Origin of the sequence: Endozoicomonas sp. SCSIO W0465 (assembly GCF_023716865.1) — a bacterium.
Taxonomy (GTDB): Bacteria; Pseudomonadota; Gammaproteobacteria; order Pseudomonadales; family Endozoicomonadaceae; genus Endozoicomonas.
In genome coordinates, this window is sequence record NZ_CP092417.1 from 2,672,022 (window position 1) to 2,687,428 (window position 15,407).

The 15,407-nt window shown below is 46.9% G+C and carries 12 protein-coding genes and 1 pseudogene; 8 read left to right on the top strand and 5 right to left on the bottom strand.

From position 1 onward, the window contains the following. Nucleotides 1–116: 116 nt before the first annotated feature. Complete coding sequence (locus MJO57_RS11610) at nt 117–1,394, top strand: IS4 family transposase (protein WP_256491761.1); 1,278 nt, start codon at nt 117–119, stop codon at nt 1,392–1,394. Between the two features lie 3 nt (nt 1,395–1,397). On the opposite strand, the gene MJO57_RS11615 is transcribed toward MJO57_RS11610, so the two are convergent. Together MJO57_RS11615 and MJO57_RS11620 are read right to left on the bottom strand one after the other, a co-directional pair. After that, entirely contained in the window at nt 1,398–2,309 is a 912-nt protein-coding gene (locus MJO57_RS11615; protein ID WP_252025462.1) for a hypothetical protein, read from the bottom strand. A 151-nt stretch (nt 2,310–2,460) separates the two neighbouring features. After that, nucleotides 2,461–4,098, bottom strand: a complete 1,638-nt coding sequence (locus MJO57_RS11620; protein ID WP_252019985.1) for an IS1634 family transposase — start codon at nt 4,096–4,098, stop codon at nt 2,461–2,463. A 263-nt stretch (nt 4,099–4,361) separates the two neighbouring features. Between MJO57_RS11620 and MJO57_RS11625 the strand changes: the two genes are divergently transcribed. Beyond that, a complete protein-coding gene (locus tag MJO57_RS11625) occupies nt 4,362–5,723 on the top strand; it encodes an ISNCY family transposase (protein ID WP_252017318.1) in 1,362 nt (453 codons plus the stop codon). A gap of 137 nt (nt 5,724–5,860) precedes the next feature. On the opposite strand, the gene MJO57_RS11630 is transcribed toward MJO57_RS11625, so the two are convergent. Next, nucleotides 5,861–7,039: a hypothetical protein gene (locus MJO57_RS11630; RefSeq protein ID WP_252025464.1), complete on the bottom strand. Its 1,179-nt coding sequence runs from the start codon at nt 7,037–7,039 to the stop codon at nt 5,861–5,863. Nucleotides 7,040–7,785: 746 nt separating this feature from the next. Between MJO57_RS11630 and MJO57_RS32740 the strand changes: the two genes are divergently transcribed. Continuing rightward, complete coding sequence (locus MJO57_RS32740; RefSeq protein WP_256493277.1) at nt 7,786–7,911, top strand: hypothetical protein; 126 nt, start codon at nt 7,786–7,788, stop codon at nt 7,909–7,911. Here MJO57_RS32740 and MJO57_RS11635 read toward each other — a convergent pair. Next, nucleotides 7,897–8,937: an IS1595 family transposase gene (locus MJO57_RS11635; RefSeq protein ID WP_252018759.1), complete on the bottom strand. Its 1,041-nt coding sequence runs from the start codon at nt 8,935–8,937 to the stop codon at nt 7,897–7,899. The two genes, MJO57_RS32740 and MJO57_RS11635, sit on opposite strands and share 15 nt — an antisense overlap. Before the next feature lie 80 nt (nt 8,938–9,017). Between MJO57_RS11635 and MJO57_RS11640 the strand changes: the two are divergent. Then, nucleotides 9,018–9,275: pseudogene (locus MJO57_RS11640) on the top strand (winged helix-turn-helix transcriptional regulator); the annotation flags it as partial. 194 nt (nt 9,276–9,469) lie between these two features. Here the strand turns inward: MJO57_RS11640 and MJO57_RS11645 are convergent. Continuing rightward, nucleotides 9,470–9,853: a DUF2237 family protein gene (locus MJO57_RS11645; RefSeq protein WP_252025468.1), complete on the bottom strand. Its 384-nt coding sequence runs from the start codon at nt 9,851–9,853 to the stop codon at nt 9,470–9,472. 544 nt (nt 9,854–10,397) lie between these two features. On the opposite strand from MJO57_RS11645, the gene MJO57_RS11650 reads away from it, so the two are divergent. From MJO57_RS11650 to MJO57_RS11665, 4 genes are all read left to right on the top strand, one after another. Then, on the top strand, nt 10,398–11,090 hold the full coding sequence (locus MJO57_RS11650) for a homeobox domain-containing protein (RefSeq protein ID WP_252022306.1): 693 nt from the start codon (nt 10,398–10,400) through the stop codon (nt 11,088–11,090). Nucleotides 11,091–11,495: 405 nt separating this feature from the next. Beyond that, nucleotides 11,496–12,551, top strand: coding sequence for a 3'-5' exonuclease (locus MJO57_RS11655; protein ID WP_252025470.1), 1,056 nt, complete (start codon nt 11,496–11,498; stop codon nt 12,549–12,551). A 36-nt stretch (nt 12,552–12,587) separates the two neighbouring features. Beyond that, nucleotides 12,588–13,925, top strand: coding sequence for a transposase (locus MJO57_RS11660; RefSeq protein WP_252017304.1), 1,338 nt, complete (start codon nt 12,588–12,590; stop codon nt 13,923–13,925). A 128-nt stretch (nt 13,926–14,053) separates the two neighbouring features. Continuing rightward, entirely contained in the window at nt 14,054–15,358 is a 1,305-nt protein-coding gene (locus MJO57_RS11665) for a DNA polymerase II (protein WP_252025472.1), read from the top strand. Nucleotides 15,359–15,407: the final 49 nt, after the last annotated feature.

Genomic DNA, 15,407 nt, shown 5'->3' on the forward strand with positions numbered 1-15,407 from the left:
AAGGTTCGTTTCCGGCGGCAGAACCCACCTTGAACAGCCACAATAAAGCTTCGAAACCATTATCAATGGCTGAACAAGATGAGTACTGCAAATAGTAGATTAGTTGAAAAAAACTGTTGACCTGTTTCGACCGGTCAGAACTCCTAAGTATGGCGGAACAGCTTGGTTTTACTATACGACAGCGAGATATCCGTCCTTTGGATTTTATCCTCTCACTGATCGATGCCCTCGCTGGTGATGGAAACTGCGATACCCAGGCGGATCTACACCGTAAATTTAACGAGTTGACGGGGCTGAATGTCTCTTATCGTTCTTGGGCAAATCAAGCTAAAAAGGACGCGCTGCCTACTCTTATCCTGTGGCTATGGGTGCAGTGTCTGGAAATATTTTCCCGCAAAGTCATGGCGTTTGATGAAGACAGTCCATTTTCAGAGTTTGAGCACATTCTGATTCAGGACGGTTCGTCACAAGCTGTCTATGATGCCCTGAAAGAAGCATTTCCCGGCAGGTTCTCAACGGTCAGTCCTGCTGCCGTCGAGCTTCATACGACAATGGATCTTCTCACCAACAACCTGGTGCGGGTGCAGCTGACTGAAGATACCCGTTCAGAAAGAGACTGTCTGCCACCACTGCCAACATCCATGGCCTATATCCTGATGCTAATGGATGCCGGTTATTTTGAGCTGGAACTCTTTGCCGCTATTGATGACAGGGAGGGTTCTTTTATCTGCAAGGCACCTCAGAGTATCAACCCGACGATACTCAGCGCGGTACGGGAGGATGGCAAGAATCTCAATCGCTACAAAGGACAAAAACTGAAGGATGTACTGTCTGGCTTCCCCAAAGACCAGTGCCTCGACCTGGATGTAGAATGGCCGGGATTCAAAGCCTGGCCATTCCGCTTGGTTGTCCGCTGGAATGACAAAAAACAGAAGTGGGTTTTCGTTGTGACCAACCTGAACCGGGTGGAGTTCACCTTGAGTGATGTGCTCCAGGCCTATCGTCTACGGTGGCAGATAGAGCTGATTTTCAAAGAGATCAAATCCTATTCAGGGTGGCATCGTTTTAACACCAAATCAGCGACACTGGTGTTTAGCCTGATTCTGATGTCCTTTGTGGTTGTGACGTTGAAAAGGTACCTTGCCCATGCTGCACAGGCGAACCTCTGTGAAAGTGGGAGCATTGAGGAAATCTCGACGCACAAGGTGATGAAAAGTGGGACTCACCTGTTTGGTAATGTGATTTCATCGTTGATGAATGCAGGAAAGTCATTGGTCTCATGCATTAAAAAGCTACTGGACTTCTGGGGAAATAATGCGAAACGAGAACACCCTGCACGGGATGGTTGTTCAGGGCGTACAAGATTAGGCTTCTGTGCAGTGGGTGGAGCTTAATGTCTACCTTAAGAACTGGCGCTTACCGTGCTGATCAATTCCGAATAAGCGACGAACATCACTGCGCCACGATAATTGGGCGAATTTGTCCACCGTACCAATCAGTAGGCTTGGTCGCTGCTGATAGATGTCTTCATCAACAATCATTACCGGAAGTTGATGAGAAAAGTCACATTTAGAGTCCGGACAATGAAGAGAGATGCCATCACCCGATTTTTTATAACCGGGAGTCAGCTGTTTTCTGGCTTTTCCTTTCTTTTGAGATGGGCCCATTGCAGCAGCGCACCAAGGGCATTTGTTGAGCAAGAACCGGTTTTCTCCCTTGCCTGACTGCAAGCGTTTCAAATCGTCCTGAGCGCCCAGGTGTGTATTGGGAGTATTGGCCCCTCCTACCCATAATCCAATAGAGTAGGGCTGGTCTCCAAGATCACCCCGCTGTTGGCGAAGGTTTTCCATGGCACAGATAAGCGTCGCAGCACGTGTGAACTGCTGAGTAGTGAGCAGTCGCAGTGTGTAGCGCATGAGAACCTGTACCCCGAAACAGTCTTCACCTTTGGCAAGCCGGTCATAAAATAGGGTGAATGCGGTGAGAGCCAGGTAGGCTTCTGTCTTTCCTCCACCGGTTGGGAACCAGATTAAATCAACATCTTCTCGAAATCGATCCTCTCTGTTGACACAGGATGCAATAGACATCAGCAGAAAGCCTATTTGAAAAGCCCGCCACTGTCCCCCTGCTCCAGAGTTTAGTTGAAACTCCGGGAATACAGCTTTACCCGCTTTTACTACTGAATGTCTGGGCTCTCGGAAGGTGTGTTTTTGTTGGGTTAACATGGCCATGTTAGCCAGACGAAACGCTTCACGAGCCAGTTTTGACTTTTCATCGACTCCTGTCAGAAGGTTAAGTCCTGTTTGCATTCGCTGAAGGCAAAGACGACAGTCCTCAAGATGTCTTTCAGCTGTTTCCTGTAGTTGCTTGTTGGCTAACAAAGGGATTGTTGAGGCCTTTTGGGTTATCCATGTTTGATATTCGTTTATCAGTTCCTGTAACCGTCATTCAGCACCCGTATCAGGAATAAATTTCCTGATACGGTCGCCCAAGAATTGAAATAATAGTCAACTGCCTTTCTTGTAATCCAACCACATGCTTTTCATGTCCATCGACCAATAGCACGTTGATACCCTGAAAGCAGAAAAACACCCAACGCGCTGTCGGGTTTTGGCAGGGTTTCCGCTTCATGTCCGGGAAAAACCGACTCTGTCGTTTTAGCTCATGCCTAATTCGATGCTGAATCGCCGCATACACTAACAGACACAGCGTCATCACCATCAGCAAGGCTTCTATTCGTTCCGGTTTCTTTAAAAACAGCGAAGAAACCAGAAACTCCGGGCTCTTCAAAAACCGAAAGCCACGCTCTACTGACTGTTGTGATTTGTAAGTACTTAGCACTTCTGCTGTACTCAGCCGACTGTCGTCCAGATCATTCGTCGCCAGCACAAAGCAACCCAGAGAACACTCTGCATCTTTGCGACAGTCAACGGATACCCAAGGATATCCGCTCACATAATATTCAATACTGTCCGGTTTAGAGCCTTTCTCCGGACGACCTACCTTGGTATAGCAGGGTTTCTCAGTAATGACAGGTTCCGCCTGACAATAAATAGTTTTTGACTGCCATTCATCGAACGCACGCAATGCGTCGGTTTCACACTTGAAGGCTTTTTTGGCCAGTTTACTGGTCAGCGCTTCTGCTTCTTTCTCAGACTTCTTTAGCATTTTTTTCAGCAGTGTTTTTTGTTCGCTCTTTCGAGCCTGCTCGCTGCGGACCAGAATCCAGCGCTGGGAGACACCCGCATGATCTGACAGCATTTCATGACTCTCATAGCCCTCAGCACCCTCCACTGGTGTCATTTCACAAGAAGCGACACTGTCAATCAGTTCTCTGGCTTCTTTGATTTTTGACGGAACCCGGGTGATAAATTGCTGGCCCTGCTGATGAAGTATCTGTACGTTATCTGTTGTATAAAGTGCTGCATCACCAATCAGGTAGCGATTATTCAGGGCTTCCCGGTAGGATTTCAAATGGCTGCTGATGACTTTTTTAAAGTTTTTATTGTCGTTTACGTTGCCACTGGACGCTTTCATAAAAACGGGAATACCGGCCTGATTTTCCGTCATCATCAGCAGTATTGCCTGGTTGAGCTCGGGTCGATGATCCCTGCTGTATCCACGACAGAGTTTGATACAGTGCATATCTTCTTCGTCGACGTCAGATTCGCTGTTATAAACGCCGTCCACATGCAAGCTTGTTGAGTCAAGGTTCAGAGCCTTGCACGGCAGTTTTAAGACATTCACTGCCTTGACAGCCAGCGATAAATAGACCTCACTTACATCCAGTTCAAAAAGCTGATCCAGGGCTCTGCCGAGTACACTGTCGTTAATGTGTTCGGGTTTAATACCGGGCCTGATGAGTTTATCCAGCGGTTTATCAGCATGAAACTCCGGGAACATATGAAGCGTGCGGGCAGTGAACCCAAGGCCGTTAAGCAGCATTGATACTACGGTTTCGCCAAAGGAAATATTCCGGTGTTCAGATTGGTTAGGAACCAGGGAATCCAGATGATTAGAGATACCGAGTTCTTTGCACATACCGGCAACCAAACCCATATGATCGATACGTTGAATGTGGAACTGATGAGGATGCATTGGACATGTTCATTCTGAGAATTTTTTACATTTTAGCCGGTGTAGGGAAATTCTCAGATTGAGTGCTGAATGACGGCTGTAACTGAATTACACCATCATTATCCTTGGAGCCTTGGAGTTTAGATAGTTCTCGTCCAAAAACACAACCAATTGAAAACTGTAGATTTTATCCTGAAAAATTAAGTGGAGCCCTACTGCTATCTGGCGACTAAACTTCCCAAGAGCAAGAAACATAAGGGATTGCCAAAAACAGAGGACTCCAAATGCGCAAAAAACGCAACCCGCAGTGTAGTATGGAACTCCATTACGTACCTCATGAAATCTGCTCCCAGCTTTCCGGTATCTCGCAATGGCTTGACGCCCATCCACAGTTCAATGACTGGATTTATGAGGACTTAAGTTCTGGTGATAAACAGAACACTGGGCGGAACGGACTATCAGCAGAATCCGTTCTTCGTGCGGCACTCCTGAAACAGTATTTGAATTGTGATTATGACTACTTGTCGTTTGTTTTGATGGACTCCATGCTCTTTCGAGACTTTTGTCGCCTCGAACCAAACCAGCGCCCCAGTCGCTCCAGTTTGCATGGGCTCATCAGCCTTCTTACTGCATCTACATGGGAACGGATTAATAACTGTCAGCTAATGACCGCTAAAGATCAGGGTATTGAAAAAGGGCGCACTGTGGCTATTGACAGCACAGTCACCGAATCGGATATCAAACCTCCTTGCGACAGTGATCTTTTAGCCAGTTCCGTTAAAGAAATTTGTCGGCTGCTGGAACGGGGACAAACACTGACAGCGACACCGCTTTATGAATATACCCATCACAACCGAGCCGTAAAAGATGCGGCCAGAAAATGCATCTACGCTGGCAAAGAAGAGCGGCATCAGCATTATAAAAAACTGCTGCAGTTGACCCGAAAATCCCGGAAGGTACTTATCGAAGCTACTGTCACGCTAGCAAACGCCCGTCAGCAGGGGCAGTGTCTCCTGGCTGATGATGCCGACAAGTGGCAGGCCGATGTGGATCACCTGTTACCCCTGGTGGATGCAATAGTCTCCCAGACAGAGCGCAGGGTCTTTAAGGGTGAAAAGGTGCCAGCCCAGGAAAAAGTGGTTAGCCTGTATGAACCCCATACGGATATCATCGTAAAAGACAGGCGGCAAGTACAGTATGGCCATAAACTGAACCTGGTTCAGGGAAAAAGTCGATTGATCCTGGACCTGGTTATTGAGGAAGGTAACCCAGCGGATTCGGACCAATTCATTCCGATGATGGAAAGACAAAAAGAAATTTATGGTCGTGTACCTCGCCAGACAAGCGGTGACGGCGGATACGCGTGTCGCGCTAATTTGGAAAAAGCCAAGGCCATGGGAATCAGCGATGTAGCTTTTAATAAGAAGCGCGGACTTGAAGTCGAAGAGATGACTAAAAGTCAGTATGTGTATAAAACGCTCTTTCGCTTCCGGGCAGGTATTGAAGCGGGAATTTCGTGGCTAAAGAGATGTTTTGGGCTATCACGTTGCCACTGCAAGGGTTCTGAGCGTTTTGATTCTCATTGCTGGTTATCGGTGGTCTGTTACAACCTGGTGATTCTGGCCAGACACCCGGCACCATCCTGATAGCCACCTCCACGCTACATGAAAGTACCTTTCCAGCATGGTGGGAGGATGTTTTCTGCCTGCTTTTCGCGTTTTTCTCCAATATCCGTCCCAGATTAGAGAAAAAAAGGGAAGAGTTTTTGCGGCTCTCTGGAATTTCAGGAAATATCAAAACGCACGTACAATCTAATTATGATTGCCTGATGCGTTTTTGGACGAGAACTAGATAACGCCTCCATAGAAACAGAAAGAGGTTGGCCATCTTGTTTGATAATGTCGGGAGTAATGCTTGCTGTTTCATACGTTGGTATGATTTGACTAAAAATACGGTCAACCCGCTGTTTTCCTTCCCCGGGTGAACTGTCCCAATCAGCTGCACAGCCATGACCAATAGCAAAAGTCTGGTCATGACGGTAGAGCAGCTCATAACTGGCCAACTCTTCATCGCCATTTTTTGATCCGTTATTTTCAGGGTAGGGGAGAATGCAGCCTTGGCTCTTGCTGTCCAATGCTGAAATGGATAGTTCAGTTTGAAAAAGAGCGGATGATGGCGAGTGTTGTTCGGAGACATTGGTAATGGCAATAGTGATCAGTGTCTGCCCTGTTGGTCTTATAGGGCGACTGATCATTCTTACATTCAAAAGATCTTCGGGGACTTCACCATTTTTTCTGCCCGAAGATACGGCTATGTTACTCGAGTGATGTGCTGATATAGATGCGGAGGGAATATCAATTTCCAGGGAAAATGGGCTTCTGTACCACCAGTCATGGGTAAAACTACCAACGGTAACCTTGAATGCTTTGTAGGTTGCTGCTGAGATATGTACAGTCAGTCGTTCACATGAATCAGTATCAAGAACAAAACTGATCGCCATTGATGAGGGCAGGCGAGCGTTGGTCAGTGAAACATCAAAGTCTGGTGAATCACTATCCTCTGCCGTTTGGTCACCTGATAAATTGCCTGTTCTGTTACTGTTGTTCTCACTTGCTGGTTCAATGCTGTTTACAGGGGATGACTCGTCTTGAGGTTCTGTATCAACGGTTTCAGATACCGACTCCTGAGGGTAGAGAATGCCACAACCATAGCGAGCAAACGGGCTTAATTTAAGTATCTCTTCACCTGTTGCTTTATTTACAAACATGGCTGCTACTTCCTCATGACTAGAGAAGTTGACAAGACCATTAATATCCAGAGGCTTAATTTCCGGGAGGCTTTTTCTGTAAAGGCTGTCAGAAGGAATAGCAGGAGAAATTTGTGGGCCAACAAGCTCGGCCTTCAACAACCCTTCAATCAGCTCATCTCGGGTAGAACGGTGTGTTTTGGTAGTTGTTGTCATGATCACTGCCTGTTAAATGAGAGTTGAGAATCAGAAAAGGGAATTTGGCGTTTGAGCCGGGAGACAGCAACAGGTATTGTTTTGTTGGTTATTTCCTCAATGCGAATGGCTGTATATTGACTATGGCCAGATCCCAACATGTCAATGGACTGTATGCCAGTCTTGACTAGCTGATTGATATCAAACTCGTTCAGGTGTTCTCCCAGAAGCTGTCGTAGCTCATGTGCAGCCGATTGCCGAGCACCTCTGACTTTGCTGGCCAGGTTTCTCAAGTTATCCAGCTGATCTTCCATCCCGGTTAGCCGGAGAATAGCGCGGAAGTCATCGTCATTTTTTGGTGAGATGGCTGAGTGAATCCAGTTATTCAGATTCTGATAGTTGACTCGTGTGGAACCGTAAATTCTTAATTGACTAATGACCCAGAAGAACCAAGGCGGCTGACAGACTCGAGAAATAGAGTGTTATGTTCACCAACGCAGGCCGCTTTGTGCAACTTGTTCTTTGATACTGTTTATTTACCTTGTTTATGTTAGCTGGATCAACGGGCTTTCTGAATATATCGACGGGCCTCTGTTGATATTTCCCCACGAATTTTTTTGCTTTTTCTAAAGGGTGTTCTACGGTTAGTACGCAAGAAAAAACCCAGCTCAAACGGAGTGGGGACTCCTCGCTGGGCTTCTCTTTAATCAAGTGAGCTATCGCTCAAAGGCAGTATAGCAATGATTTCGTTCGCGTACACAATCGGGGTGCTGAAATTGATTCGCCTGGAACTTCAGCTTGAGAAAATGCACCGGCTTAATACCACACAAATGCTGGCGCTGATCCTGCTGGCCAGTTATGCCAATGCACAAGGTGGGCTAAGTTACCGTTAATGGTTGGAAGCACCAATGTTCAGTAATTCTGCTGATCAACCGGCCAACAGTTAATTTTTTTGCTGCCGTCAGTTCTCGCCTCCAGGCCAGATAATGGGGAAGGTAACGAGTTGCAACCCCTTGGAATACGCCGCCAATCCAGCGTTTTAAATGACTGTGATAAGAATTTACAGTCTGGATGTGGTAGATGCCTTCAACAACATGTTGACCTGCTGATGTCACCAGCTCCTTGAAGACAAATCCAAGCTTGTCAGCAAGTTTTTCGTGAGCGAGGTGTGCATCCGCACAGACCGTGGCCTGTATCGATATGCGGCCATTTAAATGCCTGCACAATTCATTAGCACTTTCGTTTTCTAATACACCGTCAACGGTATTTCGATTACGGTCCCGAGCCACCATTACCGGGACTTTTCGGGCTTTGTTGGGATCATTACCCCGCTTTCGGGTTGGCCGTGGAAGGCCTTCTCTTTGCCCTTTGAAGGATTCACGGAAAAATGTTTCATCAAGCTCAGTAATGCCACAAAGCTCTTCTGCTTGATCATTATTAATCACTTCAAGAAAGCGGTGACGCCAGCGGAACGCAGTTTTCAAGTCAATGGCATTCTCAGCAGCAGCTGGTCGCAAGACCATAGAGTGAGTCATACCTGCGAGGTACTTGTTCCATTTTTCAGGGTGCCTGAGCCTTGCCAAAGGCGTTCCACTAAAGGCGTTAAACGTTGAGTCGCAAGTCTTGCAGTGGTAGCGCTGTCGGCCATTTCGTATGCCCCAGCGACCAACGCTATGGCTTTTGCATTTGGGGCACCTGGGGTTTTCGGCAAATTGGGCAAGTATGCTCTTTTCTACGTCAGGTGTTGCATTATCGTTATTGGGTATAGATTCACTGTAAACAGGTTCAGAGTCAGTGGTTTCTACTACCTCGGTAACCTCTATTTGAGTACTAAGGAGCGAGTTGTTAAGAATGTCTCGCTGTTCACTGGTTAATGTTGAAATGGAATCAATAAAATTCTTGAAGAGTTCAGATTGCATATCACTCCCCTACAACGTAGATTTTATGGGAGTTTAGCTGATTCAACCATTAACGGTAACTTAGCCCACAAGGTGAGTGCTGGCCCAGTCAAAACACGATGGCTAAATTGTTAAACCTGAGCAGGCCAACCGTTAACCAGTGCCTGAAAAAACTGGAGCAGGAAGGTTTTATCGAAAGCTTGCAGCAACGCACCCATGGCAACGGCATGACTAACAAAGTCTACCGTATGCGGTTTGAGCCGTTTATCTTCAAACGTGAACAACGCTTTAACTGCTTCGGGCAGAAAATCGACGATCCTCGCATGGCCGACACGTCATGGGCAGATGGCTTCGAGTAAGGGAACATAACAACCGCATCCAAGGACTTCGCCCGTGATGCAAAAGGTTATGTTCATCAATGATTTCAGCTGGATTGATAGAAGTTCTGAAGGAATTCCCGGTAAATGACGGGCCAGTTCTCTGAATTGATTGGCCTCAAGAGGCAGGTGCCAGAGTATCTTGCAGATATTCAGCTAAACACCGACGTCATCGTTTAACACAGATCTATAGCGTGTTGCTTCAATACCGCCAACTCAATCATTTTCAGGGTATTGATATGGGTGGCGCGAATATAAACCGGGGGGGCAGCATTGGCTTCATAAGCTTCTATCCACCGGGCCGCACAAAGACACCAACGGTCTCCAGCCTTGAGCCCGGGAAAGCCCCACTCTTCCCAGGGCGTGATCAGATCATTGCCTTTGGATAGAGAGTATTGCAGAAACTCATCGGTCATGTGAGCACAGACCGTGTGGCCACCCTGGTCATCGGGGTGGGTATGGCAGAAGCCATCCCGGAAAAAACCGGTCACAGGCTCCTGGCAGCAGGTTTCCAGCACTAAGCCCAGCACATTTTGTTGTTCAAAGAATGACTCGGCCATCCATTTCACTCCAGCATTTCAATAACCGAACCTACGGGAAGAGTAGGTTTTATCGTCGGGAATACCACATCATTGTCCGTTCCCCGGAATCCGTTAAGAACCATCGGGAAAACTTTTATTCTTGATTAGATTTTTTGATGCTTACGTCTAGTATAATTTTACCTACAACGAATTGGCTGAATTTATGAATCCGGCAGGCTCTCCCGACCAACCTGGCCCAGCGTTGTCTAGTGCTGTTAGCTCATCCCAAACGGTTCATACCGGTTCAATCTGTGAGCCAGCAGGTGGACAAGCGACCTCTACATATGGCAGGTTTTCTGTAACGCCGTATGATCCCTATCCATTCTGTTACGTAAATAGTCTTTCGCCAGTGATGTATCAGGCAAGGGGCGCATACCCTTTCACCTCAAGCAGTTATGGGGCAAGGGATTCATGTGCGGATATTATATCAAGTAATTTTCCCTTGTTTCGTGGGGCTGCAATGAATTCAGCTTTTGATCCTTATCTGCGTCATTGTTCCCCTCAGGGACTGACAGGACCTAGAATGAGTTCTGGTTATTGCCCCGATGATTATATAGTGGCTTCCGCCCGGGCATTGGATATGAGGCGGGAGAGTGACCAACCCGGTTCCTTTTTGGATACGTCAAATAGAGGAACTGATGCGGATGAATGGCCCTCTCAGCAAGTAGGCCCTGAGAAATCTGAGAAACCTAAGAAAAAAGAACGTAAGCAACGTACAAGCTTTCCTGAATGGAAAGTTCAAAGGCTAAATAAGGCATTTTTTCAACATAATTATTATGTATCAAATTGTGAACGAGCTAAGCTTGCTTCAATATTACAAATCACGGAAGAACAGGTAAAAATCTGGTTTCAGAACAAAAGGACGACTATAAAACGTGCTCGTTCAGTGAATGCAGGCAACAGTGTTCAGAATATTGAGGTATCCAGGGCCGTTCCCAAGTCTTGGGGAAGGCCCCGACGCGTGGAGTCGGTTTCTTTGCAAGGAATGGGTATAGAGCAGAAATACACTTTGCTTTCCGAGAGGAATACGGTTGTTTGTAGCGCTACAGCAAAATCACCTGTTGATGCGCTGCAAGAAATGTTAGTGAAAATCAAAGAAACTTCTCAGGCACGACCGTCTTCTTCAGTCGCTGACTGTAATCAACCTGAATCTCTTGAACCTGAGGTTCCTGTAGCGACTACTTCACAGGCTATTTCCAGTACATCATGTCAATGAGAATGACGTATAGCAATACATTCTAAAGTATCGTATCCAAAGCAATAATGGGGTCGAATTGTCTGATCAGCAGGATGAATCAGTCAATACCGGAAACTATTGGCATGCCTGATGGTTCCCTTTGAGGTTGTTTTTCATAGGTTTTTCATAGGTTTTTCATAGGTTTTTCATAGGTTTTTCATAGGTTTTTCATAGGTTTTTCATAGATAGGATAGTGGCGCTGCATCTCTGCATAGATGGGACTCATTTTCAGGCTGGTTAAGTGATTAATAGCTATCTGACCTTTTGTTACTGAATCAAGGTAAGATGGTACCATCTATCACTTTTCCAGCTTTGACTATGGCAGCAGGACAAACAGGTTTTCTATTAAGCCGACAGAGCGCAGATCGCCGTAACCAGACCGAAATGGTATTTTGGCTGGTAACGGACGGCCAACCGGTATGTCTGGTTATTGAAGGAGAACTGCCCGTCTTTTTTCTGGAAACGGCAGCTTATGAGCAAGCTCAAAGGTTGCTGAGTAATGCCCAGATCACTTTTTCCCATCGGCACCTGGAATTAACAACGTTTCATCATCAGCCGGTCACTGCATTCTATTTCAATACCCTTGATAGCAGCCAGCGGGCAAGGCGGTTACTCAGTTCAGAATTCCTACCGGTATTTGAAGCCGATGTTCGCCTGCATGACCGCTATCTGATGGAACGCTTTGTCTATGGGCCTCTGGAGTTTACGGGTGAGCCGATTCAGAGACAGGGTTTTCTGGAATATCGCCATGCCCGCATTCGTCCAGCTCGATACGTGCCGTCATTCAGGGTTATTTCTCTGGATATTGAGTGCTCTGTCAGAGGTGAGCTTTACTCAATCGGTCTCTATGGGCAGAACATCTCGACGGTATTGATGATTGGAGAGCCTTCGGCGGATAAAGAGCCTTCAGCGGATAAAGAGCTTTTAGTTGATGCAGAACTCACGATTCAATGGGTTGCTGACGAAAAGGCATTACTCGAAGCATTGGTTGTGCAGGTAGCGCAGTATGACCCGGATCTGTTTATTGGCTGGAATGTGATCAATTTTGATTTCCGGCTCTTACTGAAACGTGCGACTTGGCACAGAATGTCATTGAAATTGGGCCGAGGAGGTCAGCCCGCCAGTTGGCGTGAGCGAAACAGTGATGCTGCTGAGGGTGATGTCCATATACCGGGTCGTTTGGTGATCGATGGCATTGACGCTCTAAAGTCTGCCACCTGGCATTTTGACCGTTTCAGTCTGGAGTCTGTTGCCCGGGAATTATTGGGTAAAGGAAAAGCGATTAACGATGTGAGTAACCGGATGAGCGAAATTACTCACGATTTTCATCACAATAAAGAGAAACTGGCATGCTACAACCTGGAAGACTGTCGTCTGGTAGCGGAGATTTTTGAGCAAACCCGATTGTTGCTCGACTTTAGAGTTTTAAGAGCACAATAGTTCCGGCGCATAATCTGCTAAAAGCAACCATCCCCAATGACGAAATTCGAGATGGTTGCCATGCTCACTTCAGATCATCAAGTAATCCTCAGGGAGCTCGCTTCATATACAACCTTTCTTGCTGGAGCGCTATCATCAACTGCAGTACCAACGTTCTGCGAACTGCTGTTCGGTTGCATGCTTTCAGCCGACGGCTTTGTTACACAGGCGTTGTTAACAATTGATTTTCATTGTGTGTGGAGCAGCTACCACCACTGGCTATCTCAGGGCAAGTGGCAATGGAAGAACTTGGCACGCCACTTGATCCGTCTGGTCTGCTCCAAAGCTCCTGAGAATCAACCTGTGGTCCTGGGGCTTGATGACTGGGTAATCGAACGGTTTTCCGACAAAGCCCCTGCTTGTCGTACACATCATCAACACAGCAAGAAACGCAATCGGCCGACGTACATCTGGGGGCAGTGTTGGGTTTCCCTGGCCATCATATTTGAGCGGGCTGCAGATGAAGTATTTACCGCCATACCGGTGATCTCATTTCCGACACCAGCTTCAGGTAACACCAGCAAACTGAAAATTGCCGTGGCCATGCTCAGGGTGGTACGCAATGAAGTGAAGGATCGAGTGCTACGCCTGCTAACCGATTGCTGGTATATGAACTGGACACTGATAAAGCCAGCTCTGGAAATGAACATAGAAGTTGTTGGTCAGATACCTTCAAATCGGGCCCTCTATGCTTTGCCGCCAGCACCCACCGTAAAGAAGCGAGGGCGCCCAAAAAAGTACGGCATCAAGATGACGACAGAACAGGTTAAGAAACTGCCGGAAGAAAAAGCAACAGTATGGATGTACGGCAAATTTCGCAAAATACGTTATCGTACCCTGATCTGTCGCGCCAGATTCCTTAAAGGTCGTGAAGTACGCGTCGTCTGGAGTCGCTTTGAAAATGACAAAGGTCTGACCGAAAGCAGAATATTCATCTCGACCAATCCGGAACTTGAGGGACTGGAGGTGCTTCGTGCCTATTCCCGGAGATGGCCGGTAGAGCCAATGTTTCACCAACTCAAACATGCTTTTGGCTGTTGCCATTTATGGCAGCAGAAATTGCGAACACTGCTTCGATGGATGCATTTGAAAATGGCAGGCTATGCATTATTGCAGTTATTAACCGTTTGTAAAAATCAGGCATGTCTGAATATTTCTCGGATACCCTGGAGAAGCCCGGATACAACCACTGCAGGCATGATGAAAATTGCTCTTTCAGGAATTATTCCGAGGTTCTCTATTCGCAAGGGCTGGAACAGATATAAGCAAAAATATGAGTTCAATTTTCGCGATCTGATCGACCAGTTAATACCGGATAATTCAGAAGCAGCATAACTAAAGGCTTTTAGGCAAAAAACGGAAGTAATAACGAACTTGGAAAAACAGTTCACTGATTTCGGCTTGCTTCACTATAAAAAGCTGACCGAATTATCGTTTTATACAGACTCTAAAGTCGAGGATTGTTGGACTTTCTTCGATTACGCAGTGAATTAACCGGGTTGGAGCTGGGTCGAATTGGTGGTTCTGTCCAGGCCTTTACCAATCTTTATCTGCCGAAATTACATCGCACGGGATATATCGCGCCGAATTTACCCGAGGGCGGCGGCCTGGCTTCACCGGGTGGTTATGTTATGGACTCCGTGCCTGGATTATACAGGAATGTACTGGTACTGGATTATAAAAGCCTCTACCCCTCAATTATCCGAACGTTCAAGATTGATCCTCTGGGGCTGGTGGAGGGGTTGAAAGATCCTGATCATGCCATTCCCGGTTTTAAAGGGGCCCTGTTTTCCAGGAATCGACATTTTTTACCGGAGATTATTACTCAGCTCTGGCAGCAGAGAGATCAGGCCAAGGCAGAAAAAGACGATGCCCGCTCACAAGCGATCAAAATCCTGATGAACTCCTTCTACGGCGTTTTGGGTTCTGGCGGTTGCCGCTTTTATGATACCCGGCTGGCCAGCTCCATTACCCTGCGCGGCCATGAAATAATGCAGCAGACCGCACGCTGGGTTGAAGAGCGTGGGCATCGGGTCATCTATGGGGATACTGATTCCATCTTTGTTTTATTGAAAGAAACACTTTCCCATAAGGAGGCTGACGAGATTGGACAGCGCCTTGCTGTGGAAATTAATGAGCAATGGAAAGCCTTGTTGATGGCATCTTATGGGTTAACGTCCTGTCTTGAGATGGAATATGAAACGCACTATCAGCGATTTTTGATGCCGACCATTCGTGGTTCAGAAACGGGCAGCAAGAAGCGTTATGCCGGATTGAAGGTGAGTAAAGGCCGTGAGGAACTCATCTGTAAGGGACTGGAGACGGTTCGGTCAGACTGGACGTCAATTGCACGTGAATTTCAGGCAGAGTTGCTCAGGCTAGTGTTTGCAGACACTGACCCTTCGGCCTATATTCTGGAAACCGTTGCCGCCGTTAGAGACGGGAAAAAAGATGATCAACTGGTGTATAGGAAAAGGCTGCGTCGCCGCTTGAAAGACTATGTGAAACATGTACCTCCACAGGTCCGTGCCGCACGAATGGCTGATGGTCATAATCGGTCGGCAGGTAAACCTCTTCAGTATCAGAACAAAGGTTCCGTTCAATATCTCATTACCGTTAATGGACCAGAGCCTATCGACTATCGAAACAGCGCCATTGATTATGACCACTACGTTACCCGACAGCTTAAGCCCATTGCTGATGGTATTCTGCCTTTTGTGCATATGGATTTTGACAAAATCATTACATCTCAGGTCAGTTTGTTTTAAAGCCCCCGGCTTGAGCTTTCACAGGTCGGTGTCTACTTTCTGAAAGGAG

What these genes read in the sequence shown, in the direction of transcription:
- MJO57_RS11630 (WP_252025464.1), bottom strand. Translation starts at nt 7,039, where the DNA reads ATGACAACAACTACCAAAACACACCGTTCTACCCGAGATGAGCTGATT.
- MJO57_RS11635 (WP_252018759.1), bottom strand. Translation starts at nt 8,937, where the DNA reads ATGCAATCTGAACTCTTCAAGAATTTTATTGATTCCATTTCAACATTA.
- MJO57_RS11625 (WP_252017318.1), top strand. Translation starts at nt 4,362, where the DNA reads ATGCGCAAAAAACGCAACCCGCAGTGTAGTATGGAACTCCATTACGTA.
- MJO57_RS11660 (WP_252017304.1), top strand. Translation starts at nt 12,588, where the DNA reads ATGACGAAATTCGAGATGGTTGCCATGCTCACTTCAGATCATCAAGTA.
- MJO57_RS11620 (WP_252019985.1), bottom strand. Translation starts at nt 4,098, where the DNA reads ATGCATCCTCATCAGTTCCACATTCAACGTATCGATCATATGGGTTTG.
- MJO57_RS11650 (WP_252022306.1), top strand. Translation starts at nt 10,398, where the DNA reads ATGAGTTCTGGTTATTGCCCCGATGATTATATAGTGGCTTCCGCCCGG.
- MJO57_RS11645 (WP_252025468.1), bottom strand. Translation starts at nt 9,853, where the DNA reads ATGGCCGAGTCATTCTTTGAACAACAAAATGTGCTGGGCTTAGTGCTG.
- MJO57_RS11615 (WP_252025462.1), bottom strand. Translation starts at nt 2,309, where the DNA reads ATGCAAACAGGACTTAACCTTCTGACAGGAGTCGATGAAAAGTCAAAA.
- MJO57_RS11655 (WP_252025470.1), top strand. Translation starts at nt 11,496, where the DNA reads ATGGTATTTTGGCTGGTAACGGACGGCCAACCGGTATGTCTGGTTATT.